This is a genomic window from Planctomonas sp. JC2975 (assembly GCF_012985205.1).
GTDB lineage: Bacteria > Actinomycetota > Actinomycetes > Actinomycetales > Microbacteriaceae > Humibacter.
In genome coordinates this window covers 256,332-279,680 of record NZ_JABEKS010000002.1, presented here as the reverse complement: position 1 = coordinate 279,680, position 23,349 = coordinate 256,332, and the positions used below count along the sequence as shown (strand labels likewise).

The 23,349-nt window shown below is 68.1% G+C and carries 18 protein-coding genes; 7 read left to right on the top strand and 11 right to left on the bottom strand.

The window, feature by feature from the left end; genetic code table 11:
* Positions 1 to 8: 8 nt before the first annotated feature.
* Positions 9 to 440: a hypothetical protein gene (locus HII28_RS14695; RefSeq protein ID WP_170026419.1), complete on the bottom strand. Its 432-nt coding sequence runs from the start codon at positions 438 to 440 to the stop codon at positions 9 to 11.
* Between the two features lie 347 nt (positions 441 to 787).
* On the opposite strand from HII28_RS14695, the gene HII28_RS14690 reads away from it, so the two are divergent.
* A complete protein-coding gene (locus tag HII28_RS14690) occupies positions 788 to 1,036 on the top strand; it encodes a WhiB family transcriptional regulator (protein ID WP_146322482.1) in 249 nt (82 codons plus the stop codon).
* 76 nt (positions 1,037 to 1,112) lie between these two features.
* Here the strand turns inward: HII28_RS14690 and HII28_RS14685 are convergent, their stop codons facing one another.
* From HII28_RS14685 to HII28_RS14675, 3 genes are read right to left on the bottom strand one after another with little or no spacing between them, the layout of a single operon-like run.
* Positions 1,113 to 2,603, bottom strand: coding sequence for a histidine kinase N-terminal domain-containing protein (locus tag HII28_RS14685; RefSeq protein WP_170026417.1), 1,491 nt, complete (start codon positions 2,601 to 2,603; stop codon positions 1,113 to 1,115).
* Positions 2,604 to 2,612: 9 nt separating this feature from the next.
* Positions 2,613 to 3,878, bottom strand: coding sequence for a regulator (locus HII28_RS14680; RefSeq protein WP_170026415.1), 1,266 nt, complete (start codon positions 3,876 to 3,878; stop codon positions 2,613 to 2,615).
* On the bottom strand, positions 3,875 to 4,600 hold the full coding sequence (locus HII28_RS14675) for a hypothetical protein (RefSeq protein WP_170026413.1): 726 nt from the start codon (positions 4,598 to 4,600) through the stop codon (positions 3,875 to 3,877). The genes HII28_RS14680 and HII28_RS14675 overlap by 4 nt, the downstream gene beginning before the upstream one ends.
* A gap of 155 nt (positions 4,601 to 4,755) precedes the next feature.
* Here HII28_RS14675 and HII28_RS14670 point away from each other — a divergent pair, with 155 nt between their 5' ends.
* Entirely contained in the window at positions 4,756 to 5,043 is a 288-nt protein-coding gene (locus tag HII28_RS14670) for a helix-turn-helix domain-containing protein (protein WP_170026411.1), read from the top strand.
* A gap of 62 nt (positions 5,044 to 5,105) precedes the next feature.
* Here the strand turns inward: HII28_RS14670 and HII28_RS14665 are convergent, their stop codons facing one another.
* Entirely contained in the window at positions 5,106 to 5,744 is a 639-nt protein-coding gene (locus tag HII28_RS14665; RefSeq protein WP_170026409.1) for a hypothetical protein, read from the bottom strand.
* 165 nt (positions 5,745 to 5,909) lie between these two features.
* On the opposite strand from HII28_RS14665, the gene HII28_RS14660 reads away from it, so the two are divergent.
* On the top strand, positions 5,910 to 6,392 hold the full coding sequence (locus tag HII28_RS14660) for an Rv3235 family protein (RefSeq protein ID WP_170026407.1): 483 nt from the start codon (positions 5,910 to 5,912) through the stop codon (positions 6,390 to 6,392).
* Positions 6,393 to 6,587: 195 nt separating this feature from the next.
* Entirely contained in the window at positions 6,588 to 10,397 is a 3,810-nt protein-coding gene (locus HII28_RS14655) for a beta-galactosidase (protein WP_170026405.1), read from the top strand.
* A 94-nt stretch (positions 10,398 to 10,491) separates the two neighbouring features.
* On the opposite strand, the gene secA is transcribed toward HII28_RS14655, so the two are convergent.
* The 6 genes from secA to mtrA form a co-directional block, all read right to left on the bottom strand.
* Positions 10,492 to 13,308 carry a preprotein translocase subunit SecA gene (gene secA, locus HII28_RS14650; RefSeq protein ID WP_170026403.1) on the bottom strand — a complete coding sequence of 939 codons (2,817 nt, stop codon included), beginning with the start codon at positions 13,306 to 13,308 and terminating at the stop codon, positions 10,492 to 10,494.
* Positions 13,309 to 13,702: 394 nt separating this feature from the next.
* Positions 13,703 to 14,404: a ribosome-associated translation inhibitor RaiA gene (raiA, locus tag HII28_RS14645; protein ID WP_170026401.1), complete on the bottom strand. Its 702-nt coding sequence runs from the start codon at positions 14,402 to 14,404 to the stop codon at positions 13,703 to 13,705.
* Positions 14,405 to 14,611: 207 nt separating this feature from the next.
* Positions 14,612 to 15,313, bottom strand: coding sequence for a phosphoribosyltransferase family protein (locus tag HII28_RS14640; RefSeq protein WP_170026399.1), 702 nt, complete (start codon positions 15,311 to 15,313; stop codon positions 14,612 to 14,614).
* 136 nt (positions 15,314 to 15,449) lie between these two features.
* Entirely contained in the window at positions 15,450 to 17,171 is a 1,722-nt protein-coding gene (locus HII28_RS14635) for an LpqB family beta-propeller domain-containing protein (protein ID WP_170026397.1), read from the bottom strand.
* Between the two features lie 4 nt (positions 17,172 to 17,175).
* Entirely contained in the window at positions 17,176 to 18,984 is a 1,809-nt protein-coding gene (gene mtrB, locus HII28_RS14630; protein ID WP_346769348.1) for an MtrAB system histidine kinase MtrB, read from the bottom strand.
* A gap of 25 nt (positions 18,985 to 19,009) precedes the next feature.
* Positions 19,010 to 19,693 carry an MtrAB system response regulator MtrA gene (gene mtrA / locus HII28_RS14625; RefSeq protein ID WP_170026395.1) on the bottom strand — a complete coding sequence of 228 codons (684 nt, stop codon included), beginning with the start codon at positions 19,691 to 19,693 and terminating at the stop codon, positions 19,010 to 19,012.
* Positions 19,694 to 19,896: 203 nt separating this feature from the next.
* Between mtrA and HII28_RS14620 the strand changes: the two genes are divergently transcribed.
* From HII28_RS14620 to HII28_RS14610, 3 genes are read left to right on the top strand one after another with little or no spacing between them, the layout of a single operon-like run.
* Complete coding sequence (locus tag HII28_RS14620) at positions 19,897 to 21,348, top strand: hypothetical protein (protein ID WP_170026393.1); 1,452 nt, start codon at positions 19,897 to 19,899, stop codon at positions 21,346 to 21,348.
* Positions 21,327 to 22,034, top strand: a complete 708-nt coding sequence (locus tag HII28_RS14615; protein WP_170026391.1) for a DUF4129 domain-containing protein — start codon at positions 21,327 to 21,329, stop codon at positions 22,032 to 22,034. Before HII28_RS14620 ends, HII28_RS14615 begins: the two co-directional genes overlap by 22 nt.
* Positions 22,031 to 23,347, top strand: coding sequence for a DUF4350 domain-containing protein (locus HII28_RS14610; protein ID WP_205864949.1), 1,317 nt, complete (start codon positions 22,031 to 22,033; stop codon positions 23,345 to 23,347). Before HII28_RS14615 ends, HII28_RS14610 begins: the two co-directional genes overlap by 4 nt.
* Positions 23,348 to 23,349 lie beyond the last annotated feature (2 nt).

Genomic DNA, 23,349 nt, shown 5'->3' with positions numbered 1-23,349 from the left:
ACTGCGCGTCAGCGCTCGGCCGGCGGTGGGGTTGTCGATGCTGACGAGTCGTCGTCAACGCTCGGCGCATCGATCCGACGAGCGGTGGCGCGCGTGACGGATGGCGCGAGTACGAGTCCGATCCCGAGCGCGGCGACGATGAGCAGAACCCATCCCGCCTCCGGGACCGCCGTCACTCCCGTGAAGGAGCCGATGGCGATCGCAAACACCAGGATGTGCAGCGTGATCGTGGAGCCGCGCATCCACGAGCGGCGGCGGGCAGCCCCCACCGTCGTCAGCACCACCCACACCGCACACAAAGCGGCGATGATCAGCAGCGCAAGGCCCGTCGGGACGTCGGATGCCGCGGTCTGCGCCGCCTGCATGCTCAGCCAGATCACGACCGCGATCAGGCACAACGACTCGAGCGACAGAAGCGCGACGAGACATCCGAGTAGCACAGGAAACGACTTTTCGGGCCGGTCATCGCCATTATCGGGCTTCTGTTTCCGGTCTGTGTTCACAGCGTTATCCCATTCGAAACTCTTGATTTGGCCCTACCAGTATGCGAGCATTTCCAAGTCGAGTTGACGCTCACAGGGTGGTGGGCAGGCGTCCGTCTTCCAGGATCGCAGTCCACCAGGTAATCGTTCTTCGGCGAGGTTGTACAACGACCACGTCGATCGGATCGGAACCGGTCGGGTTTCGGTCCCGTGAAGTCACGGCCCTGAGACTCGGCGCTTACCCGAATCTGGCCTTCGGCCATGCCCGCGTCTGATGACGCATGCAACAAATAAGGAGCACCCTCATGGATTGGCGCGACAAAGCCGCCTGCCTGACAGCCGACCCGGAACTCTTCTTCCCGGTGGGTAACACGGGGCCGGCAGTCGAGCAGATCGAAAAGGCGAAGGCAGTCTGCGCCCGGTGCACCGTGACCGAGACCTGCTTGCAGTACGCCCTCGAGACCGGTCAGGACTCCGGTGTGTGGGGCGGACTCTCCGAAGACGAGCGCCGCGCACTCAAGCGTCGCGCAGCTCGCGCCCGCCGCGCCTCCTGACTCCAGAGGCTCTTCGTCGACGGACCACCGGTACCCGATCGGCAGGCGCTCCCGAGCGCGAGGCGATGCTCTCCGATCACGCCTTGCGCAGGTAGCGCAGCGGCACCTCGATGGTCACCTCGGTTCCCGAACCGACCATGGTGTGCCAGTCAATGGTGCCGCTCAGTTCGCCCTGGATAAGCGTGCGAACGATCTGCGTGCCGAGGCCGTCTCCGACCTTGCCCTCCGGCAGCCCTGAACCGTTGTCCTTCACCTTCACGGTGAGCATCTCAGGCGACCGGTCGGCGATGATCTCCACTTCGCCGGACCGGCCGGCGAGACCGTGCTCGACGGCGTTCGTCACGAGCTCGGTGAGGGCAAGCGCGAGGGGCGTCGCGTATTCGCTCGGGAGCTCGCCGAAGCTTCCGGAGGACTTCGGATGAACCGTCGTGTTGTGCGTGCTTGCGACCTCCGCGACCAGCAGCAGCACCCGATCGAACACGGTGTCGAAGTCCACGATCTGAGCGAGACCCTCTGAGAGGGTGTCGTGGACCACGGCGATGGCGGCCACGCGCCTCATCGCCTGGCCGAGGGCATCCCTGGCCTCTTCGGAGTGCGTTCGGCGCGCCTGGATGCGCAGCAGCGATGCCACCGTCTGCAGGTTGTTCTTCACCCTGTGGTGGATCTCGCGGATCGTCGCGTCCTTGGTGATGAGCTCCTGCTCCTGGTGGCGCATCTCCGTGACATCGCGGCAGAGCACGATCGCGCCAGTCCGTTCGCCGTGCGTGCGGATCGGGATCGTGCGCAGCGACACCGTGACACCGCGCGCCTCGATGTCCGTACGCCAGGGTGCGCGACCCGTGACGACGAGCGGAAGCGATTCGTCGACGACGGAGTTCCCCATCAGCAGTCGGGTCGTCACGACGGCGAGCGACTCCCCCTCGAGCTCCTCCGTGAATCCCATGCGATTGAACGCCGAGAGTGCGTTCGGGCTGGCGAAGGTGGTCACGCCGTCGACGTCGAGGCGGATGAGACCGTCGGATGCCCGCGGCGCGCCCCTGCGCGGACCGGACGGAGCCCCGAGGTCGGGGAAGTCGCCTGTGGCGATCATGCTGAACAGGTCGTTCGCGCACGCGTTGAAGGTGAGCTCCTGGCGGCTGGGCGTGCGCGCTTCGCTGAGATTCGTATGGCGGGTCATCACGGCGATAGGCGTCGAGACGACCTTGGCGCTGGATGCCGAAACGCGACGGAAGACAGGTATGGCGCGCACCCTGGTGGGCATCTCCTCGTACCAGTCAGGGGCGTGCGAATCCACGATCGCGCCGGTGTCGAACGCCTCGGTGGCGAGGCCCTTCCACTCTGCACGGATGGACTGACCGACGAAGTCCCGATAGAACAGGGTCGCGGCGCTCGACGGACGCGAATGGGCGACCGCGATGAAGCCGTCATCCGTCGGCACCCAGAGCACGATATCGGCGAACGCGAGGTCGGCGAGCAGCTGGCAGTCACCGACCAGGAGGTGCAACCACTCGATGTCCTCCGGGGTCGAACGGCCGTGCGCGACGACGAGATCACTGAGTGTTGACATCGCTTCAGTCTAGGGACGCGCGCTGCCGGTCACGCCCTCGACGATGGGCCGAGGTCTGGCCGCATGGCGTCGGCGGCCGTGCTGCGGCTCGGGCGTCGGTGCGAGCTCCCGTTCGACGAATCGGCGGACGGCCGCACGAGCCGGCGACTTGGGTGCCGCATCGCGCAGCGTGCGACCGGAGAGCACGGCGAGGTCGAATCCGATCGGGTCGTCCGGGATCAGCGCCGCCGGCTCGACTCCCCCGAATCGCCGCAATGTCGAGGCGACCTGCCCGAACGGATTCGATCCCACCGCGGATGCCCGCACCCTGTTCACGAGAACATGGGGCGGAGTCTCCTGTGCGGTCTCCAGCAGATCACCGAACGAGCGCAGCAGGCGCGAGAGGCCGACCGGATCCGCGAGCCCGACGGCGACCACGTCGTCTGCGGCCTGCACCGAGGTGAGCGTTGCCGCGTTCCGACGGGGAGCGAACAGGTCGCTGGTGATCTCCTCGTCAGTCTCCAGACTGAACCCCAGGTCGACGACGGTGTAATCGACCCAGCTGCGGCACTGGGCGAGCACGCGCTCCACGCGATCCGCGGTGAGTTCGGGCCAGCGGGCGGCTCGTCCGATGCCGGTGAGGACCCAGAAGGCGCCGCGTGGGCTCGCGTATCGCTGAGCCACTCGGACGAGCTCGTCGTGGCTGAGCGCATCCGATGCGGCGAGTCTGCACGCCGCGGCGAATCCGGGAGCCTCGTCGAGGAGTCCAAGAGCCGGGGCCACGGCGCCTCCGTAGGGATCCGCGTCCGCGAGCACCACGCTGTGGCCGAGTGCTGCGAGCTCCGCGGCGATCGTGATCGCCATGGAGGTGCGTCCCGGAGCGCCGGCCGGCCCCCAGACGGCGATGATCCGCGATTCGTCCTTGACCCCGACCGGGCCACCGGCACGCGACGGGATGACGCGCACCCCGCGCAAAGACGGCTCGATGGCCGGCCACTCGGCGCTCGCATCCAGGGCGTCGTAGACGCCTACGGAGAGCGCGTGCCGACGCTCCGACTCACCGGCGACCAGCACGACGAGCCGCACGCCAGCGCGGTCGCACGCCGCGACGACCTCTGCCGAGAGCCGCCCGCGCGCACCGCCGACAACGGCCACCTCGATGTTCTGCGCGGCGACCGCGGCGAGGATTTCCTTGCCGGTCGACGTGCGCGCGACGATCAGATGACCGGATGCCGTCGCCTCCGCCGCCACCCGTTCCAGCGTGCGGCGGTCGAGACACAGGGCGACCGCGGTCATCCTGCACTGCCCGTCGCGTCGTCCCCTGACGAATGCGGCCCAGACGGGGTCGGCGCAGGAGTCGCGGTGCGCGACACGGAGGATGCGTCGGAAGCGGACGCGGCGGCATCCGCGCTGGCGGGCACGACGGAGATGGCCTCGCCGTCAGCGATCGCCTGGAGCACAGCGGCGACGCGGCTCGCCGGCACCCTCAACTCGACCGCTACGGACGATCGCCCCGACACCAGCGCGTCGTCGCGCGACACGGAGACGACCACTGCACCGGAGACGAGCACGAGCGGCGGGGCGTAGTTCTTGTCGTTCGCCGTGTGGGCGGCCCAGACATCCGCCGTTGTCCCCGCGCTCACGGAGGCCGCGACCGGACCGGATGCCGTCACCACGACGCTCGTCAACCGGGCCTGCACCGTGCTGCTCACCGCCTTCGCCGGCACGAGCTCGCCCTCGCGCACGGAACGGGTGACCACGGCGTCGTCCGGCAACGCACCCTCTGCGAGGTAGCGGTCGGATGCCGGGACCCGCACGTTCGCAACAGTGAGGTCGCCTGCGTGCACGACGTCGCCCACCACGAGGGTGCTCCTGGCGACGTACACCCGAACCGTGCGGTTCTGCACGGAGAGCAGCGCGCTCACGCCGACGACCGACGCAACGATGAGCAGGATGCCGACGGCGAATCTCGGATCGACCCAGAACCTCCGCGGTCTCGCGCCCGTTGACCCGCTCATGTTCCTCCTCGTCGACGCTTCCTGAGCGTCCGCTCAGCCGCACTCAGCGGCATTCCGCGGCCGCACGTGAAACCATCGTGCCGATCCTGGGCAAGTCGTAGGAAAGTTATCCACACCGCGGAGGCGGCGGAGCCCGTCCCGCCATAATCGAAGGCATGACCGCCGACCGCTCGGACGATGTGACGCGCTTCCTGACCGTCGCCGACGCTGCGGAGATCCTCAATGTCGCCCCGTCCGAGGTGATCGGCCTCCTCGAGACCGGAGAACTGCCGGCCATCCGTGTCGGCCGGCCGGGAGCCTGGCGCATCGAGCGGGTGGAACTCGAGGCGTACATCACCGCCATGTACGAGGAGACCAGGCGTCGAGCCCTGTTCGAGCAGTCGGATCTGGCGTCGATCCCCGAGCTTTCCGGCGGCCGCATCATCTGGCACGGCGAGGACTGATCGACGCACCGCCGTGCGTCCGGTGGCACGTCAGCGCTCGAACGTGTCTGTCGGCATGCGACTCAGAGCCGCACGATCACCACGGATGCCATGGGAACGATCCGCACGCCGCGAACATTGCTCGCGCGCCGCGGTGTCCCGCGCTCGTGCACCGCGAGGTCGAAGTGGTCCCGAGCCACACGGTCGATCGTGCCGTGGATCGTCGCGCTCACGGTCGTCACGGAGACCGCAGCGCGCCGTCTGGCCAGATCCCGTAGGGCGAAAGGCAGGCCAAGTCGATCGATGAGGCCGGGCGACGGGCCGCCGGGGCGCACGGCATCGGGGTCCGGCTCGGCGGTGAGACTGCGTTCGAGCTGACCGGGATCGAGGACGATCGAGGCGATGGCATCGAGCGGAATGATGACGCGAGGGCCGGCGGTACGCGCGACGCCGCCGCCCGTCGCATCCGCTGCCGATTCGCCCGAGACCCAGTCGCGCCCGAACGTCGTCGGACGCAGACGAACATCGCTGCCGTCGATCAGCCAGAGGTGCAACGGATCCGGACGTCTGCCCGCCGTCTCGGATGCCGCACGCAGGCGGCTGCGCAACGTGAGACGTCCGAGCCGCAACCGCTCCTCTTCGACACGCAACTCGAGATCGTCCACACCGAGCTCGTGCTCGAGCTGGCTCTCGAGGTCATCGAAGAGGTTGTCCCAGCGCATGACAGGACACCGTAACGCCTGAGCTGCGGCGGCGAGCTCAGTTGTCAACAGGGCACGAACGCCGTGGACGCTCCTGTCTGGCCGCTGGTTGAGTGCTGCCGAAACACCCCCCCGAAGGCGGGGGCACAGGCCCGCCTTTCCGTCCCGACCACAGGGAGTGCCGCGATGAGTCAGGCGTCGACGCCTTTGCCCGAGCCCGACCGGTATTCGGAGAAGGACGGTCGCAGCGACGGATCGATTGGTCGCGTCCCCTTGCGTCAGGGCTTCGGTGACGACTACTTCATGGCGCAGCCGTCTCGTCGCGGCGATCTCCCTGACCCGCAGCCGCTGATCGAGAACCTCGCGCGTTGCATCCTCGAGGTGCTGGCAGGCGCCAGGGACCTCGAGCAGCTGATGCGCTGGGTCACCGACGACGTCTACGCGACGCTGCTGCACAGGACAGTGCTCGCCGAGCGAGCCAGGCGGGTGAAGGGTCAGGTGGCCGTGCGGCCGGCGCTCAGTGTGCTCAGCACGCATCTCTGCGAGCCGCGGGACGGCGTGATCGAGGCGACGGTCATCGTGCGCAACCCGGTGCGCGTGCGCGCCGTTGCCATTCGTCTCGAGGGTCTCGATCGGCGCTGGCGGGCATCCGCGATCAGCGTGCTGTAGGGCTGGCCGGAGCGGGTCGCGAAGCGCAGGCGAAACGAGAGACACTCCCTGCTCTGCGCCGGATCGGCGTAGGTCTTCGCTATCTGTCATGTTCGAACATGTGCGATTCTGGGCATTGTGCAGGAATCAGCTGTGCGGATACGGTGTGCTCTGAGCCGTTTTGGCCGAAATCTATGTCTCAATGGGGAGGACGTAGTGGCACGCGCAACATCGAGAAGGGCGTGGGGCGCAGTGGTCGCCGCGACGCTCGCCGTCGGAATGATCTTCAGCGCATCGGGCGGCGCTGAGGGCATCGCCCCCGTGGCGAAGACCGATGCAGCACCGGCGCACACCATCACGTACGACAAGTACTCGCTGATGATCGACGGGCACCGCACGATGATCTGGTCGGCGGAGTTCCACTACTGGCGGCTGCCGAGCACGAGCCTCTGGCTCGACGTGCTGCAGAAGCTCAAGGCGGAGGGCTACAACGCCGTCTCCATCTATTTCGACTGGGCGTACCACTCGCCCAAAGCCGGCGTCTACGACTTCTCGGGCGTGCGTGACGTCGACAAGCTGCTCGACATGGCCCAGCAGGTCGGCCTGTACGTGATCGCCAGGCCCGGGCCCTATATCAATGCAGAGACGGATGGCGGCGGCTTCCCAGGATGGCTCACGCAGGTCGCCGGCAAGGCTCGTAGCGATGCGCCCGACTACCTGGCCGCGGCCGACGACTGGCTGACCCACATCGACGCGATCCTCAAGAAGCACCAGCTCACGGACGGCGGCGGCACGGTCATCCTCGACCAGATCGAGAACGAGCTCGCGTCGAGCAGCACGAGCCAGAAGAACTACATGAACCACCTCTACGCGAAGGTACGAGCCGACGGCATCGAGGTGCCCATCTTTCACAACGACAAGGGCCGCAACGGAATCTGGGTGCCGCAGAGCTCGAGCGTGGCCGGCACCGTGGCGGGACCGACCGATCTCTACGCGTTCGACGGATATCCGGGCGGATCCTGCAGCTCGAACGGGACGGCGGGAACACCCTCCGTCGCTCCGGACTGGGGCCTCTACGGGACCGGCGGCGCCACCGGCGGGTCCAGCGCGTCGCCGCAGACTCCTGGCTTCGCCGCCGAGTTCGGTGGCGGCTGGTTCGACTACTGGGGCAGCGTCGGCACATATGACTGCACCGCACAGCGGGAGGGATCCGGATACGAGCGCGTGTTCTACGGAACGAACATCGCCAACGGCCTGAGCATCCAGAACTTCTACATGACGTACGGCGGGACCTCGTGGGGCTGGCTCCCCGCACCCGTGGTCTACACGTCGTACGACTACGGTGCCGCGATCGACGAGGCAAGGCAGATTCGTCCCAAGGCCAGCACGATGAAGGAGCTCGGGCTGTTCCTGCAGAGCGTGGCACCGTTGACGAAGCTGGAGAAATCGGATGGGGTGGCGCCGTCGTCCACCAAGGTGAAGGTCTACAACGACGTCAACCCCGACACGGGGACGCACCTGTACTTCGCGGTGCACAACCCCTCCAACGCGACAACGGACGACTCCTTCACCTTCCCGTTGTCGACCTCGGATGGCACGTACACCGTGCCGCAGGCGGGGGCGCTCCGACTCAACGGTCAAGACGCGAAAATGCTCATCGCCGACTACGACATGGACGGCCAGCACCTCGTCTACTCGACGTCGGAGATCATGACGCACGTGCACCGATCGGACGGCGACCTTGCGCTGCTCTACGGCCGGAACGGCGAAAGCGGCGAGACGGTCCTGCGATATTCGTCGGCACCCGACGTGACCGTGCTCTCCGGCGATGTCACGGCGGACTACGATCAGACGACGGGCGACCTGCGGCTGGACTACACGCACTCCGGTCTCGCCCAGGTGCGGATCAGCGGAGGCGGACGCAGCCCGTTCACGCTGCTCATCGCCGACCAGGACACCGCCGACACGTTCTGGCAGCAGGACACGGCCGCAGGCACCGTGCTGGAGCGCGGGCCGGAACTGGTGCGCACGGCATCCGTCTCGGGATTCACCCTGAAGCTCACCGGCGACACGAAGGATGCCGGCGACCTGCAGGTGTGGGCGCCGGCAGACGTGAACGCCGTGACGTGGAACGGCGACGCCGTGACCACCGCGGCGGGTGCATCCGGCGATCTGGACGCCTCGAGCCCGCTCGTCGGTGCGGCCGCCGTGACACTTCCCGATCTGACGCAGGCGAGATGGTCTTTCGCCTCGGGTACGCCGGAAGCCAGCCCGACATTCGACGATTCGTCGTGGGCCACCGCAGACAAGACCTCAACGACGAGCACCACCAAGCCGCCGAGCGGCGGACCGGTTCTCACGGCAGACGACTACGGCTTCCATCAGGGCGACGTCTGGTACCGCGGGAGGTACACCGGGTCGGCAGACACGACGAGCTTGCGCCTGAACTACGGAGGCGGCGGAGCGGGCATGCTGCAAGCCTGGCTCGACGGCGTGTATCTCGGCCAGAACGTGCTCGCCTCCGGGGCGAGTGCACCACCCACCACAGGCACTGCGGTGTTCACGATTCCGGAGAGCCTGCGCACCGGCAAGCACGAGCTCTCGGTGATGGTGCGCAACGACGGACACAACGAGGACGGCGGCGTCAACGACGCGCAGAAGGAGGGACGCGGTCTCATCGGCGTCACCACCAGCGGGCCGAGCGGCGCGACCACCACGCCGATAGCGTGGAAGATCCAGGGCGACCTCGGCGGCGAGGACGTCGTCGACGCAGCGCGCGGCATCAACAACGTCGGCGGCCAGTACGGCGAGCGCAAGGGCTGGTACCTGCCAGGGTTCCCCGACTCGTCGTGGCCGACGACCACGCTGCCCGCGGCGTCCGCCGTGCCAGGCACGTCCTGGTATCGCACGACCTTCGCGCTGAACGTGCCGAAAAACGAGGACGCATCGCTCGGCCTCACGATCGGCGATCCGTCGACTCCGAGATCCGGCGGCGATTACCGCGCACTGATCTACGTGAACGGCTGGAACGTCGGTCAGTACATCGCGAACGTCGGACCTCAGCACACGTTCGTTCTGCCGAACGGCATCCTGAACCCTCGTGGCGGCAACACCGTCGCACTCGCCGTGACGAGCGACGGCGGTGCCGCCAACGCACTCGAAGCGGTGCGTCTGACGGATCTCGGGACTGTTCGCGGAGGCGTTCCGCTCACCATGAACGATGCGCCGGGTTTCAGCCCATCCGTGTACGGGCCGCCGAAGCTGCCGTCGAGCGTGACGCTCGACTCGCTCGCCTCCGACATGACAGGCGTCGTGAGGGGCGGGACGACCATCCACCTCACCGGCATCGTCACGAACCACTCGGGAGCGGCGGCACGCGTCTCCACCTCGCTCGACCTCCCGGCGGGCTGGACCTTGGACCCCTCGGGCCCGACGACCACGTCGCCCCTTGTGCCGGGCAGATCGGCAACGATGACCTGGACGGTCGGCGTGCCCGAGGACGTCGCATCCGGCAGCTACGCGATCGCCGCGATCAGCTCGGTCTCGCAGGCCGCATCGTCGACGACGACGGGCCGAACCGTCGCGCTCGCGGTGCAGAGCGCGGGAGAGCACTACATCAGTGATCTCCCGTGGGATTCGACAGTGAGCGGCTGGGGAACCATCGGACGCGATGTGAGCGTGGGCGGCGGTCCGATCACGCTCGCCGGTACGACGTACGAGAAGGGCGTCGGCGTCAATTCGATCAGCACCGTCGCGCTGACGCTTCCAGGGGCGTGCACCTCGTTCTCGAGCATCGTCGGTCTGGATGTCGGTGCCGGCGGCAAGGGCTCGGTCGACTTCCAGGTCTACGGTGACGGAACACTCCTGAAGCAGACGCCGACGATCGCGGGCTCTGCCGCACCGATCGCGCTGTCCGTCGACATCACCGGTGTGCACGTGCTCACGTTGACCGTCGGCGATGCCGGAGACGGCAACGGACACGACAACGCGGACTGGGCGGACGCCAAGTTCGAATGCACGCCATGAGGTGACACGTGCACGCGAAGGGGCCCCGGCGGTGTCATCACCGCCGGGGCCCCTTCATAGTCGACCTCATCGAGGAGGTCTACGATGCAGCTGATCAGCGGCGGCGGCGCTCCTGTGCGCGTCGCTCTGCGCGATTCTGCGGCGCGGCGTCGCCGGCATCGTCGCGCTGTCCGAACGCCCCACGGGATGCGCCCTGCTGCTGCTGCGTGGCGACGTCCTCCTGCTGAGCGGCGAGCTGCCTGCGCCGGGCGCGCTCGGCGCGATCGGATGCCGCGCTGTCGATCTGGCCTCGCTGGTTGCGCACTTCGACGCTGCCGTCGTCGCTCGGCGCCGAGTAGCTCAGGCGCTGCTGCTCGTTCGCGGCCGGTGTCAGACCCTTGGCCTCGACCTCGGTGATCTCGCCCGCGGCCTGAGTGACCTCGACCTCGAGGTTGAAGAGGAACCCGATGGACTCCTCGCGAATCGCGCCCATCATCTGCTGGTACATGGTGAAGCCCTCGCGCTGGTACTCGACCAGCGGATCGCGCTGCGCCATGGCCCGCAGGCCGATGCCGTCCTTGAGGTAGTCCATCTCGTACAGGTGGTCGCGCCAGCGGCGGTCGATCACCGAGAGCACGACACGACGCTCCAGCTCGCGCATGGCCGGCGATCCCAGCTGGTCCTCACGACGCCCGTAAGCGAGGCGGGCATCGGAGAGGATCTCGCGCTTGATGTAGTCGCGGTTCACTCGGCCCTTGTTGCCGACCTCCGCGATGACCTCGTCGATCGAGATGTCGATCGGATACAGCACCTTGAGGTCGGACCAGAGAGCGTCGAAGTCCCAGTCGTCGGCGTTCGCTTCCGCGGTGTGCTGCTCGAGCACCTCGGCGACGACGTCTTCGAGGAACTGCTGAACGCGCTCGTGCAGGTCGTCGCCCTCGAGGATGTGCCGGCGGTCGCTGTAGATCGCCTCGCGCTGGCGGTTGAGCACGTCGTCGTACTTCAGCACGTTCTTGCGGATCTCGGCGTTGCGCGCCTCCACCTGCGACTGGGCGGAGCGGATGGCGCGGCTCACCACCTTCGACTCGATGGCCAGGTCGTCTGGGACGTTGCTGCGGCCCATCAGGCTCTCGGCCGCGCCCGCATTGAACAGGCGCATCAGGTCGTCGGTGAGCGACAGGTAGAACCTGCTCTCGCCAGGGTCGCCCTGACGGCCGGAGCGGCCACGCAGCTGGTTGTCGATGCGCCGGGACTCGTGCCGCTCTGTGCCGAGCACGTACAGACCGCCGACCTCGACGACCGTGGAGGCCTCCTGGCTCACGGCTGCCTTCACCCGGTCGAAGACGGCGTCCCACTCCGCCTCGTACTCGTCCGGCGTTTCGACCGGATTCAGGCCGCGCGAGTTCATCTCCGCGACGGCGATGAACTCGGCGTTGCCGCCGAGCATGATGTCCGTACCGCGGCCGGCCATGTTGGTGGCGACGGTGACGGCGCCCAGGCGGCCGGCCTGTGCCACGATCGCGGCCTCACGCGCGTGGTTCTTCGCGTTCAGCACCTCGTGCCGCACGCCCTTCTTCGCGAGCAGCCGGGAGAGATATTCGCTCTTCTCCACGCTCGTCGTGCCGACGAGAACCGGCTGACCCTTCTTGTTGCGCGCCAGGATGTCTTCTGCCACCTGGTTGAACTTGGCCTCCTCGTTCTTGTAGACGAGGTCGGGCATGTCCTTGCGGATCATGGGCTTGTTCGTGGGGATCGGCACGACGCCGATCTTGTAGGTGGACATGAACTCGGCCGCCTCGGTCTCGGCGGTACCCGTCATGCCGGACAGCTTCTTGTAGAGGCGGAAGTAGTTCTGCAGCGTGACGGTGGCCAGCGTCTGGTTCTCCGCCTTGACCGGCACACCCTCCTTGGCCTCGATGGCCTGGTGGATGCCCTCGTTGTAGCGACGTCCGACCAGGATGCGGCCGGTGTGCTCGTCGACGATGAGCACCTCGTCGTTCATCACGACGTAGTCCTTGTCGCGCTTGAACAGCGCGTTCGCCTTGATGGCGTTGTTCAGGAAGGAGATGAGCGGAGTGTTGGCCGACTCGTAGAGGTTGTCGATGCCGAGGTAGTCCTCGACCTTCGCGATGCCGGGCTCCAGCACACCGACCGTGCGCTTCTTCTCATCGACCTCGAAATCGGCCTCCGGCTCCAGCCGCGTGGCCAGGCGGGCGAACTCGTTGAACCACCGATTGGCCTCGCCGCTCGACGGTCCGGAGATGATCAACGGGGTACGCGCCTCGTCGATGAGGATGGAGTCCACCTCGTCGACGATCGCGAAGAAGTGTCCGCGCTGCACCATGTCGGATGCCTGCCACGCCATGTTGTCGCGCAGGTAGTCGAATCCGAACTCGTTGTTCGTGCCGTACGTGATGTCGGCCAGGTACTGCTCGCGGCGCTCGTCCGGCGTCTGACCGGCGAGGATGACACCCGTCGTCATGCCGAGGGCGCGGAACACGCGGCCCATCAGTTCGCCCTGGTAGCTGGCCAGGTAGTCGTTCGTGGTGATGATGTGCACCCCACGGCCGGCGATCGCGTTGAGGTAGGCCGCGGTGGTGGCCACCAGCGTCTTTCCTTCACCGGTCTTCATCTCGGCGATGTTTCCTAGGTGCAGTGCCGCGCCACCCATGATCTGCACATCGAAGTGCCGCATTCCGAGTGTGCGGACGGATGCCTCACGCACCGCAGCGAACGCCTCGGGCAGCAGGTCGTCGAGGGATTCCCCGCCGAGGTACCGCTCGCGCAGCTCGACCGTCTCGTTGCGCAGCTCCTCGTCGGTGAGGGCTTGGAAGTCTTCCTCGAGCGCGTTCACGGCACGGGCATACGCCTCGAGCCGCTTGAGCGTGCGGCCCTCGCCGACACGCAGCACCTTTTCGAGAACTGAGGCCACTGATGCACTCCAGATGGTTCGTGGGAGACGCCGTCGGCGTCCGTCGTCCCGGGTGGACGCGTGCCGCCCGCGGGGCGACAACGCCACCCATGTTACCGGGCTGTGACCTGAGGATGCCGGACGACTGCTGTGCGTGCGCCGCGTGCCTTCCGGCCGTCGCGATGGACCGGGTGAGATCGCCCACCGGGCCCGATTTCAGGCGCTGCGACGGCGCCTGCTCACCATGCGAGCGATGCCCAGTCCGGCCACAGGGAGCCGGATCAGGAGCACTCCCGCGATCGTTCGGCCGACGGTGCAGCCGCCACGCGGAGCGTCGAGATGTCCGCCTGTCCGGGGCCGGACATGATCCGGCGGGGCGGTGCCACTCTTCGTGGCTCCGCCCCGCCGGAAGCCCTCAGCCGCGGCCGAGCTTGCGCGACGCCGTCGCGACCTCCTGGAGCTCTTCCGCGTCCTCGTCGAGTCCGATCACGCCGTAGTCCCAGCCCTTGCGTCGGTAGACGACCGACGGACGTCCCGACTCCTCATCGATGAAGAGGTAGAAGTCGTGACCGACGAGCTCCATGTAATACAGGGCGTCGTCCACCGTCATCGGCACGGACGCGAACACCTTCTTGCGGATGACGACCGGGCAGTACTCCTCTGCCTCCTCGGTCTGCTGCACGTCGTCCACCACCGGGACGCTTCCGGTGCGCACCTGTTCGAGGACCGTCACGGGTGCCGGTGTGACGTCGACGCGGCCGAGCCCGACCGTCGACGCCTCACGCACCGAGGGCGGACGATGCAGTCCGCGATGGATCTTGCGGCGATCCTTGGCGCGTCGCACGCGCTCCAGCAATCGCCCGATCGCCAGGTCGAACGCCGCGTACTTGTCCGCAGCGGTGGCCTCGGCACGAACGACGGGACCAGGACCGATGAGCGTGAGCTCGACGCGGTCGTCGCCGTTCTGACCTCCGGACTTCTCGTTGTGACGGGAGACCTTGATCTCCAGCGAGAGGGCGCGTTCAGCGAGCGATCCGATTTTCGCGGCCTTCTCGGTCGCGTATTCGCGGAAGCGATCGGTGATGCCCACACCGAGTCCGAAGATGTTGATTTCCATGGCGACCTCCGCTTCCGGTGCGGCCGTCACCCGTTCGGAAGGGGCGGCTGGACCGACACCTTTTCCCCTACCGTAGACCGGCCCACCGTGGATGTCACCAGGCATATCCGAGGTGAACGCCATGTGACGAAGCGGTGTCGCGCACGGGGCGCGTGATCACGGCTTTTTTCGCGCTGAAGCGCCCGTTCTGTTCGTCATGCCGGCGTGTCACGCAGCATTCCGCCGCGGAGTCCTGGCCAACACAGCGGCTCCGACGACGATGGCGCCCGCCGATTCCAGTGCCCGCCTCGCCTCCAGGAGTGTTGCCCCTGTTGTGAGGATGTCGTCCACCAGCAGCATCCGCTCCCCCGCTACCGCGTGCCTCGCCTCCAGCCACTCCGATCGGTTCTCTCTGCGCGAGTCCGGCGAGAGCCCCACCTGATCAGCCGCCTGTCGACGGGCACCGAGCATGGGCTCGGCCCTGAGGCCCAGGTGCCCGAGGAGGAGGCCGACTGGCGAGTATCCGCGAGCGCGGTGGGCGGAACGCGACGACGGGACCGTGACGAGGTGCAGGGACGATCGGTGAGGTACCACGGACTGCTGGAGTGCAGCCTCGATCGAGGCGGAGAAGGCTACGGCGAGGTGCGGTGCGGTATCCGTGCGTCCGCCGTCTTTGAAGGCTGCGATCGCCGAGCGAGCGACACCGTCGTAGTCCAATGCGGCGGCCACGGTCAGATCGTCGAGGTCGATGGTCCTGACCGACGGCGACAGGCGGCCGGCGCACGCCTCGCAGAGGGATCGGTCAGCGGCGCCGCAGCCGGCGCATGACGTCGGAGCGACGACGGCGAGGGCATCGAGCAAGGCCGACCGCAGGCGGGATCCGCGGCCCGGAGCGGCGGCATGGTCGGTGGCCGCGTCGATATTCGGCATCTGGACAGTCTGATGCGACGGCGTGCCACGCCGACCACGCGCTGTCGCATCGGTGATGCCTGCTCGGCACCCGAGTTCTGGGGAGGACGAGTGACGCCGGTTGAACTGACGATCGCGCCGGCTGGGAGTGTGCGGGCTACTGCGGCTTGCCGAGCTGTTGGCCGATGAACTGCACGCCGTCGATGCGCTCCTGCCATCCGGCTCCACGAGGCCACTGCAGCGACCCGCTGTCGGTGAGCACCCAGTAGTAGGGGGTCGCGCCGACCGGTCCGATCGAGGATCCGTTGGTCGGGCCGGGCTCCGGCGTCGCCTCACCGCCGATCGACTGCACGTCGATCGTGCTGTCACCACTCGATCCGCTGGCGAGGGCGGCGACCGTGTGATCATCGAGCCACGTCAGCGACGTCGCCGTCCCGCCGGAGACGGTACCGAGGTCGATCGGCGTCGAGACACTCTCCGGTCGGCCGGTGGCGGTGCGCACGACTCCGGCCACCTGGATGTCGATGCCGCTGTCGGTGCGCACGAGTGCAGCCAGACGGGTGCCGTCGCGCGACATGGCGATGGCCACGATGGTCTGCGCGTCCGGCCAGGCGGCGGTGAGGGCCGTCGGGGTCCCGTTGGCGCCCATGACCACCAACTCGGACGGCTTTCCGGCCGACGCGCTCCAGGCGTAGTTCGACGGATCGAGCGTGGGAGCGACGAGTCCCGGTCGCGCGTCGAAGCGAATGGGATCGTCGCCGGTCCGCACCAGCCAGGCGGCATCGGATGCCAGAACGGCCGCGCTGTGGTGGTCGGCGGAGAGCGTCGCGGCCGACGGCGACAGCCCTTCGACCTTGGCCGAGATCTCCGGGATCTCCGTCACGCCGGCGCCGGAGAGGAGTCCGAACTTTCCTCCGCGCATCACGAGCGCGTTCGTGTCCACGCTCGGGTCGTTCGTCGGCGATGGGGTCAGCGCGCTGGGCACCGAACGCTGCACACCCTCGAACGAGATCCGCACGTCGTTGATGCCCGCGACGGAGCTGAGCGACTCGGAAAGCTGCAGCTGCATGCGCGCAAGGGTCGGCGCATCGGCCGTGCCCGCCGTGCTGTTGAGGTCGACGTCGGCCTCGCCTCCTGTCACCGTGACCGAATCCGAGGTGAGCTGCGAGCCCTGCGGGAACGCGCTGACATAGGCGCCGGCCAGCCATTTCGCGGGCCCCTGGACCAGCTCTTTCACGACGCGCGTCTGCAGCGACGCCGGCGAGTTCGGGAACCAGCGCTGGTCAGGCACCAGGAAGTTCAGGTCGGGGCTGAAGAAGTAGAGCAGGTGAGCGGCGAACACGTTCGTGAACCGCGAGCTGTCGATGACGACGCCGTTCGGCGCCTTCGAGATGCGCCACTCGCCGCCCTCCTTCGTGAAGGAGTACTGCTGCGTGATGTCGGTGGGCGACTCGGCTCGGCTGTAGGTCCCGTCGGCGTCGACGAACGCGGTGGGCGCCAGCGTGAGCTGTTTCTGGTTCGCGTCCACTGTGGAGTATGTGCGCGCCGACGCCGTGTCGACGGTGACGGAGGCGTCGGGATTCCAGCGACTCTGATAACCGGTCGTGAGGAACTCGCGCGCGACCTGGTAGTCGCCCTGGGGCGACACCGCGGCTTGGATGAACCCACGCAGGATGTCGTCCTGCGTGGCGCCGGTCTGCGGTCCGCTCGGCAGGAAGTCGACCTGTCCGAGACCGTCGTTCTGCTCGGTGATCGGACCCACCTCTTTGACGGCGCTGGTGCGCGGGATCTGAGCGCAGCCCGCGATCAACGCCAGAACAGCGAGGGCGGCGGCAAGCGTCAGCGCGGTGCGTCGTCTGCGGATGCTGTCGGTGCTCATGCGCTCACCGTCCTCTGGTTGATCCGGTCGAGGTGGAGACCGGTCCCGTGCTGCCCTGCCCGCCGCTCGCGGACTCGCCATGGCCGCCGGACGAGTCGCCGCGGCCGCGGCGCCCGCGACCGCCGCCGCGACGATTCCGGCCGCCGCGTTCGCCGCGGTTGCCGTCGGAGTCGACGTCGTGGCGGTTCCCTGTCAGCTCGTTGCCGATGGGACGGTCCTCGTCGTCGCGCGGCGCATCGGCGGGCGCGAGCGGTATCGGGGAAGAGAGGATCGGCTCCCCCGGGGTGCGCGGCAGGGTCAGGCGGAAGTGGGATCCGTGGTGCGGAGAAGACCAGACATCGAGCCATCCCTCGTGCTGGGCGGCGTCTTCCAGCGAGATCGCCAAGCCGAGACCGGTGCCGCCGATGGTGCGTTTGCGCGACGGATCCGCGCGCCAGAACCTGTCGAACACGTGCTGCACCTCGTGCTCGCTCATGCCGAGGCCGTAGTCGCGCACGCCGAGCGCCACGGCGGACTGGTTGCTGTCGACCACAACGACGATCGGGCCACCCTCGCCGTGCTCGATCGCGTTGCCGAGCAGGTTGCGCAGAATGCGGCGCACGCGCCTGGCATCCATGTCCACCTCGAAGTAGCCGCCAGGTGCCTCGAGCCGGAGCTCGGATCCGTTCGTCACCGCGAGCGGCCGCATGTCGTCGACGGCGTCGTCGGCCAGTCGCACCAGGTTGGTCGGCTCGAGCTCGAGCACCACGGATCCGGCGTCGTATCTGCTGATCTCGAGCAGGTCGGAGAGCAGGGTGTCGAAGCGTTCGATCTGGGTGTGCAGGAGCTCCGCCGTCCTCGCCGTCGCCGCCGGGAAGTCCTCACGCTGGTCGTAGATGACATCACCGGCGAGGCGGATGGTGGTGAGCGGGGTGCGCAGCTCGTGCGAGACGTCGCTCACGAAGCGTTGCTGCAGCTGCGAGAGGGTCGCGAGCTGCGTGATCTGCCGCTGGAGCGCATCCGCCATGCCGTTGAAGGATCTCGCGAGTGTGGCGAACGCGTCTTCGTTGGCGATGGGCATGCGCACTTCGAGGTCGCCGTCTGCCAGGCGTCTACTCGTCTGTGCCGCGACCCTGATGGGTGTGACCACGAGCCGCACAACCAGGTAGGTGATGGCGGCGATCAGCAGCAGCAGAGCGAGGCCGACGACGAGCAGAGTCCTCTGTACGAAGAGCAGCGTCTGTTCCGAATCGGAGAGGTCGTAGCCGATGTACAGCTCGTAGCGACCGGCCGTCGGCAACTGCAGCTGCGACCCGACGACGATGCCGGGGCGGGTCGTGCCGTCGGTCGCCGGTAGCGCCACCGACTGGGCGAACACGGCGTGCGGCGATGACTTCACCGCCTTGCGCATGTCGGCGGTGATGACGTCCTTGCCCGAGCCGAAGGTGGAGACGCCGACGGGTGCGCCGGGGTCGATCCCTTGCCCGGGAACACGAAAAGAGGCGACGAGCCCGGTCGCCGTCGAGTTCTTCACATCGCCGAACACCTGGAGGAAAAGGTTCTCGACGGCTTCGGGGTCGGTGGCGTCCGACGCGTCCAGCTTCTTCTGGGCGTCGGTGGTGGCGCGGGCGGAGTCGCGATACGCCTGCTCGAGGCGCGATTGGTAGAGCCCGTTGCCCACCACGAACGACACCAGCAGACCGGCGACGAGCACGGCAGCGCCGGTGAGCGCCACGGTGATCAGGATCGTGCGGAATTGCAGGTTGGTGCGCCACAGGTGCGCCAGGTGGCCGGGCCACTCCCGCCACCGTCGCCAGTCGACGCCGAGGAACACGCGGACTCTTCTCAGTGGGCGCCGGTCACGGCGTCGCGCCGGCGCGGTAGCCCACTCCGCGCACGGTCATCACGATCTTCGGGTTGTCGGGGTCGTCTTCGACCTTCGCGCGGAGCCGCTGCACGTGCACGTTCACGAGTCGCGTGTCGGCCTTGTAGTGGTAACCCCACACCTGTTCGAGCAGCATCTCGCGCGTGAAGACCTGTTGCGGCTTCGAGGCGAGCGCGATCAGGAGGTCGAACTCCAGCGGGGTCAGGCTGATGCGGTCGTCTCCACGCCGCACCTCGTGGGCGGCGACGTCGATCTCCAGGTCGCCGACACGCAAGACATCCGTGGCCGGAGCGGATGCCGCAGGTCGCAGCCGCGTGCGGATGCGGGCCACGAGCTCCTTCGGATTGAACGGCTTGACCATGTAGTCGTCAGCGCCGGATTCGAGGCCCTTCACGACATCCGCCGTGTCGGACTTCGCGGTCAGCATGATGATCGGCACGCCGGACTCGGCACGGATGCGCGAGCACACCTCGATGCCGTCCATGCCGGGGAGCATCAGGTCGAGCAGGATCAGATCGGGCTTCGCGCCGTGGAACGCCTCGATCGCGAGGCTGCCGTCGGCGCAGAAGCTGGGTTCGAAGCCCTCGGTCCGCAACACGATGCCGATCATCTCGGCCAGTGCGGTGTCGTCGTCGACAACCAGGATTCGTGCGTTCATTCCAGTAAGGGGTCCTGATTCCTCTTCGGCGCCCGCGGAAGGCGTCCACGCGGGCGAGACCATGGCACAAGAGTAGTCGACAGGTCGGGTCCGACAGCCGAGAGAGGCGCCTCGGGCCGCGGTGAGTCGCGGGGTCCGACGGGTCGGATCCGGTGTGCCAGGATGAGGAAACCCTGGACACGAGCAGCGGCAGGTCATCAACGGTGAGCGATTCCCAGAATCCGGTCGAACCCGGCGCGAGCGCGCACGCGCCGACGCAGGGACAGCCCGTCCAGAGCGGCGATGGGCCCGCGACGCACCAGCAGGATCCCGGATGGACGGCACCCGAGTCGTGGGCACCCCCATCGACCAGCGCGCAGACTGCCCCGCCCATCGCACAGCAGTATCCGGATCCGTCCGGCGGCCAGCAATATCCCGGCCCACCCAGCTGGCAACAGTATCAGGGCCAGTCAGGATGGCAGCAGTACCAGGGCCAGCCCGGCTGGCAGTACTCCGGCCAGCCCGGCTGGCAGCAGCCGGCGACAGGCGCCCCGAGCTGGCAGCAGAGCTGGACTCCCCCACCGAAGCCGGGCCTCTTCCCGTTGCGTCCCATGACGTTCGGACGCCTGTTCGGAACCCCGTTCGCCGTGCTGCGGCACAACCCTCGCGCCACGGTAGGCGGAGCTCTCATCGTGCAGCTCATCACGACCGTCACGACGGTCGTCGTCGTGGGTGCCACGACCGCGTTCGCCGTGCTGCGCATCGGGACGGCCAGCCAGGAGCAGTCGTCCGATCAGCAGCTGATCGCCGCCGGAAGCGTCGCGCTGCTGATCGCCGCGGTCCTCGTCGGCGTCGTGATCTCGCTCGTCGGCACGGCCATGGTGCAGGGCCTCGTCGCCACGGAGGTTGCACGAGGGGCACTCGGCGAGAAGCTGACCCTGCGCGGACTGTGGCGCTGGACGCGGGGCAGACGCTGGCGCCTCATCGGCTGGACGGCGCTGCTGGCGGCAGCAGTGGTCGCATCCGTGCTCGTCCCGCTCGGCGTCGGCATCCTGACCAGCATGGCTGGTTCGACGCTCGCCACGGTTCTTGCCGTCGTGTTCGCGGTGCTCTGCCTGATCGCCGTGTGGATCTGGGTCGGCACGAAGACCGCACTCACGCCCAGCGTCATCGTCGTCGAGAAGGCCGGCGTGTTCCACGCGGTCGGTCGCTCGTGGCACCTCACCCGCCGATCGTTCTGGCGCACGTTCGGCACGCTCGTGCTCGTCTGGCTCGTCTGCTCCGTCGCCAGCAGCATCGTCACCGTGCCGCTCCAGGCGATCTACGCGATCGTCATCTCCGTGATCAGCCCGACCGGCTCGCTGCAGAGCGGCAACGCCATCACCGTCACGATCGTCTACTACGTGCTGTCGCTCGTGGTGGGAACCTTCATCGGCTCGATCACCTCGGTCGTGGAGTCGGCTACGGCGACGACCATCTATCTCGATCTGCGGATGCGCCGCGAGGGCCTCGACGCCGACCTGCGTCGCGTGGTCGACGAGCGAGCGGCGGGCATCCCGGATGCCGGCGACCCGTTCGCGACGCCCGCCTGGATCGCGCAGCGCGCCTGGGGAGTCCCTCCTGCAGCGGGTGCTCCCGATGCGCAGAACGCACCATGGACGCAGAGCTCCCCGTGACCGGATCGTCGAGCGCCGTGCTCTCGCTCCTGCAGCGCGTGCACGTGGATACTCCGCCGCTGAATCCTGACGGTCCCACCGCTCAGCAGTGGTTGCAGCACGAGCTGGCGAAACCCGAATATCAGGCCGCCAAGCCGACCTGGTTCGACCGGCTCGCGCAGCAGATCTCCGAGTGGTTCTCCGCCCTCGGCAGCGGGATCGGCGGCAATGCCGCCTGGATCATGGCCGGCATCGGCGTGGCCCTTCTCGCGGCTGTACTGATCGCGGCCTTCGTCATCTTCGGGATGCCGCGTCTGTCGCGTCGGCGCCAGGCTCCCGCCGTCTTCGATGCCCAGGACCACAGGTCGGCGGACGAACTGCGTCGTCGCGCCGCCTCTGCGGCTTCGGCGGGGAGATACGACGAGGCTGTGCGCGAGCTGTTCCGCGCCATCGGCCGCGCTCTGGGCGACCGCACCATCGTGCTCGTCCTTCCTGGCACCACGGCGCAGGAGCTGGCCATCGAGGCATCCGGCGCGCTGCCTGCCTTCACAACGCAGTTGCACGGCGCTGCGACTCTCTTCGATGGCGTCCGATACCTCGGAAGGCGTGCGGACGCCGACGACTACGCGACACTCGCAGCGCTCGATCGCGAGCTGGCGAAGGCCAGACCCGTCTTCACGACCGCCGACGCGGTGGTCACCGAATGACCGCCACGGCTCCCGTGCTGTCCAGCACGCCGCGTCAGAGCCTGAGGCGGGCGCGCGGCTGGATCGTGTTGATCGTCATCCTGTTGGTGGGCGCGGGGATCGCGACGGCCATCCAGCTGTCCCTCGCCACGAGCACCCTGGATCCGATGGGGGCGGACAACCCGGCGCCGCAGGGGGCGCAGGCGCTGGCACGGGTGCTTCAGGAGCACGGCGTGGACGTGCGCACCGCCAGCACGCTGGAGGCGGCCCGGCAGGCGGCATCCGAACGCGACGACACGACGGTGTTGCTCTCCGATCCGAGCGGGTTCCTGGATGCGGCGCAGTCGCGCACCGTGCTCGGCCTCGGCGTCGACGTCGTCGCCGTCGGCCCTGGCTTCGCCCAGTTGCAGGCCATCGCGCCCGATGTGCGGTTGGCGGGTCATCCGGTACGGACGGCGTCGTCGACTCCGGGCTGCGACGTGGCCGCGGCGGATCGCGCCGAGTCCGTCGCGGGCGTCGACACCGCCTTCCGCGTCACCGGCGACGCCGTCGGATGCTTCCCGCTCGGCAGCTTGTACGCGCTCGCCCAGGCCCGTTCCGGCGACACGACGGTGAGCGCCGTCGGCGCAGCGATCCTGGAGAACGACGGCATCCAGAAGGCGGGGAACGCCGCACTCGCGATCGGATTGCTCGGATCCCACCGCACCCTCGTCTGGTACCTGCCGTCGGCGGCGGATGCCACCGCGTCCGGCGTACCGACGATCGCGGAGCTGACGCCCGGATGGCTCACGCCTGCGATCATCCTGCTGATCGCCGTGGTCGTCGCCGCGGCGATCTGGCGTGGACGCCGCTTCGGACCGCTCGTGGTCGAGGACCTGCCCGTCGTGATCCGGGCCAGCGAGACGATCGACGGCCGGGCACAGCTGTACCGCAGGGCATCCGCACGCTCGCACGCCCTGGATGCGCTCCGGGTAGGCGCCCTGCGCCGGATCGGGCGACTCTGCGGGCTGCCGCCGAACGCGTACGTCGACCAGATCGTCATCGCGGCGGCCGGGCTGACCGGTCGCCCGCTCGTCGACGTTCGGGAGGCGCTGGTGGACTCGACGCCGGGAACCGATGCCGAGGCGCTCGCGACCGCATCCGTGCTCGAGGATCTCGAGCACGAGGTGCGCCTCGCCGTCGGCGGGGCGACCGATACGCTCGGAAGGCCCGCGCCGGAAGGCACCGAGCCGCCGGCCGGCGGGGCGCAGACGCCGCCCGTCGCCGGGCCGCTCGGCTCGCCGGCGACACCCACGAACACGACACGTACGAGCGCTTACAGCGACGAGGAGTGACC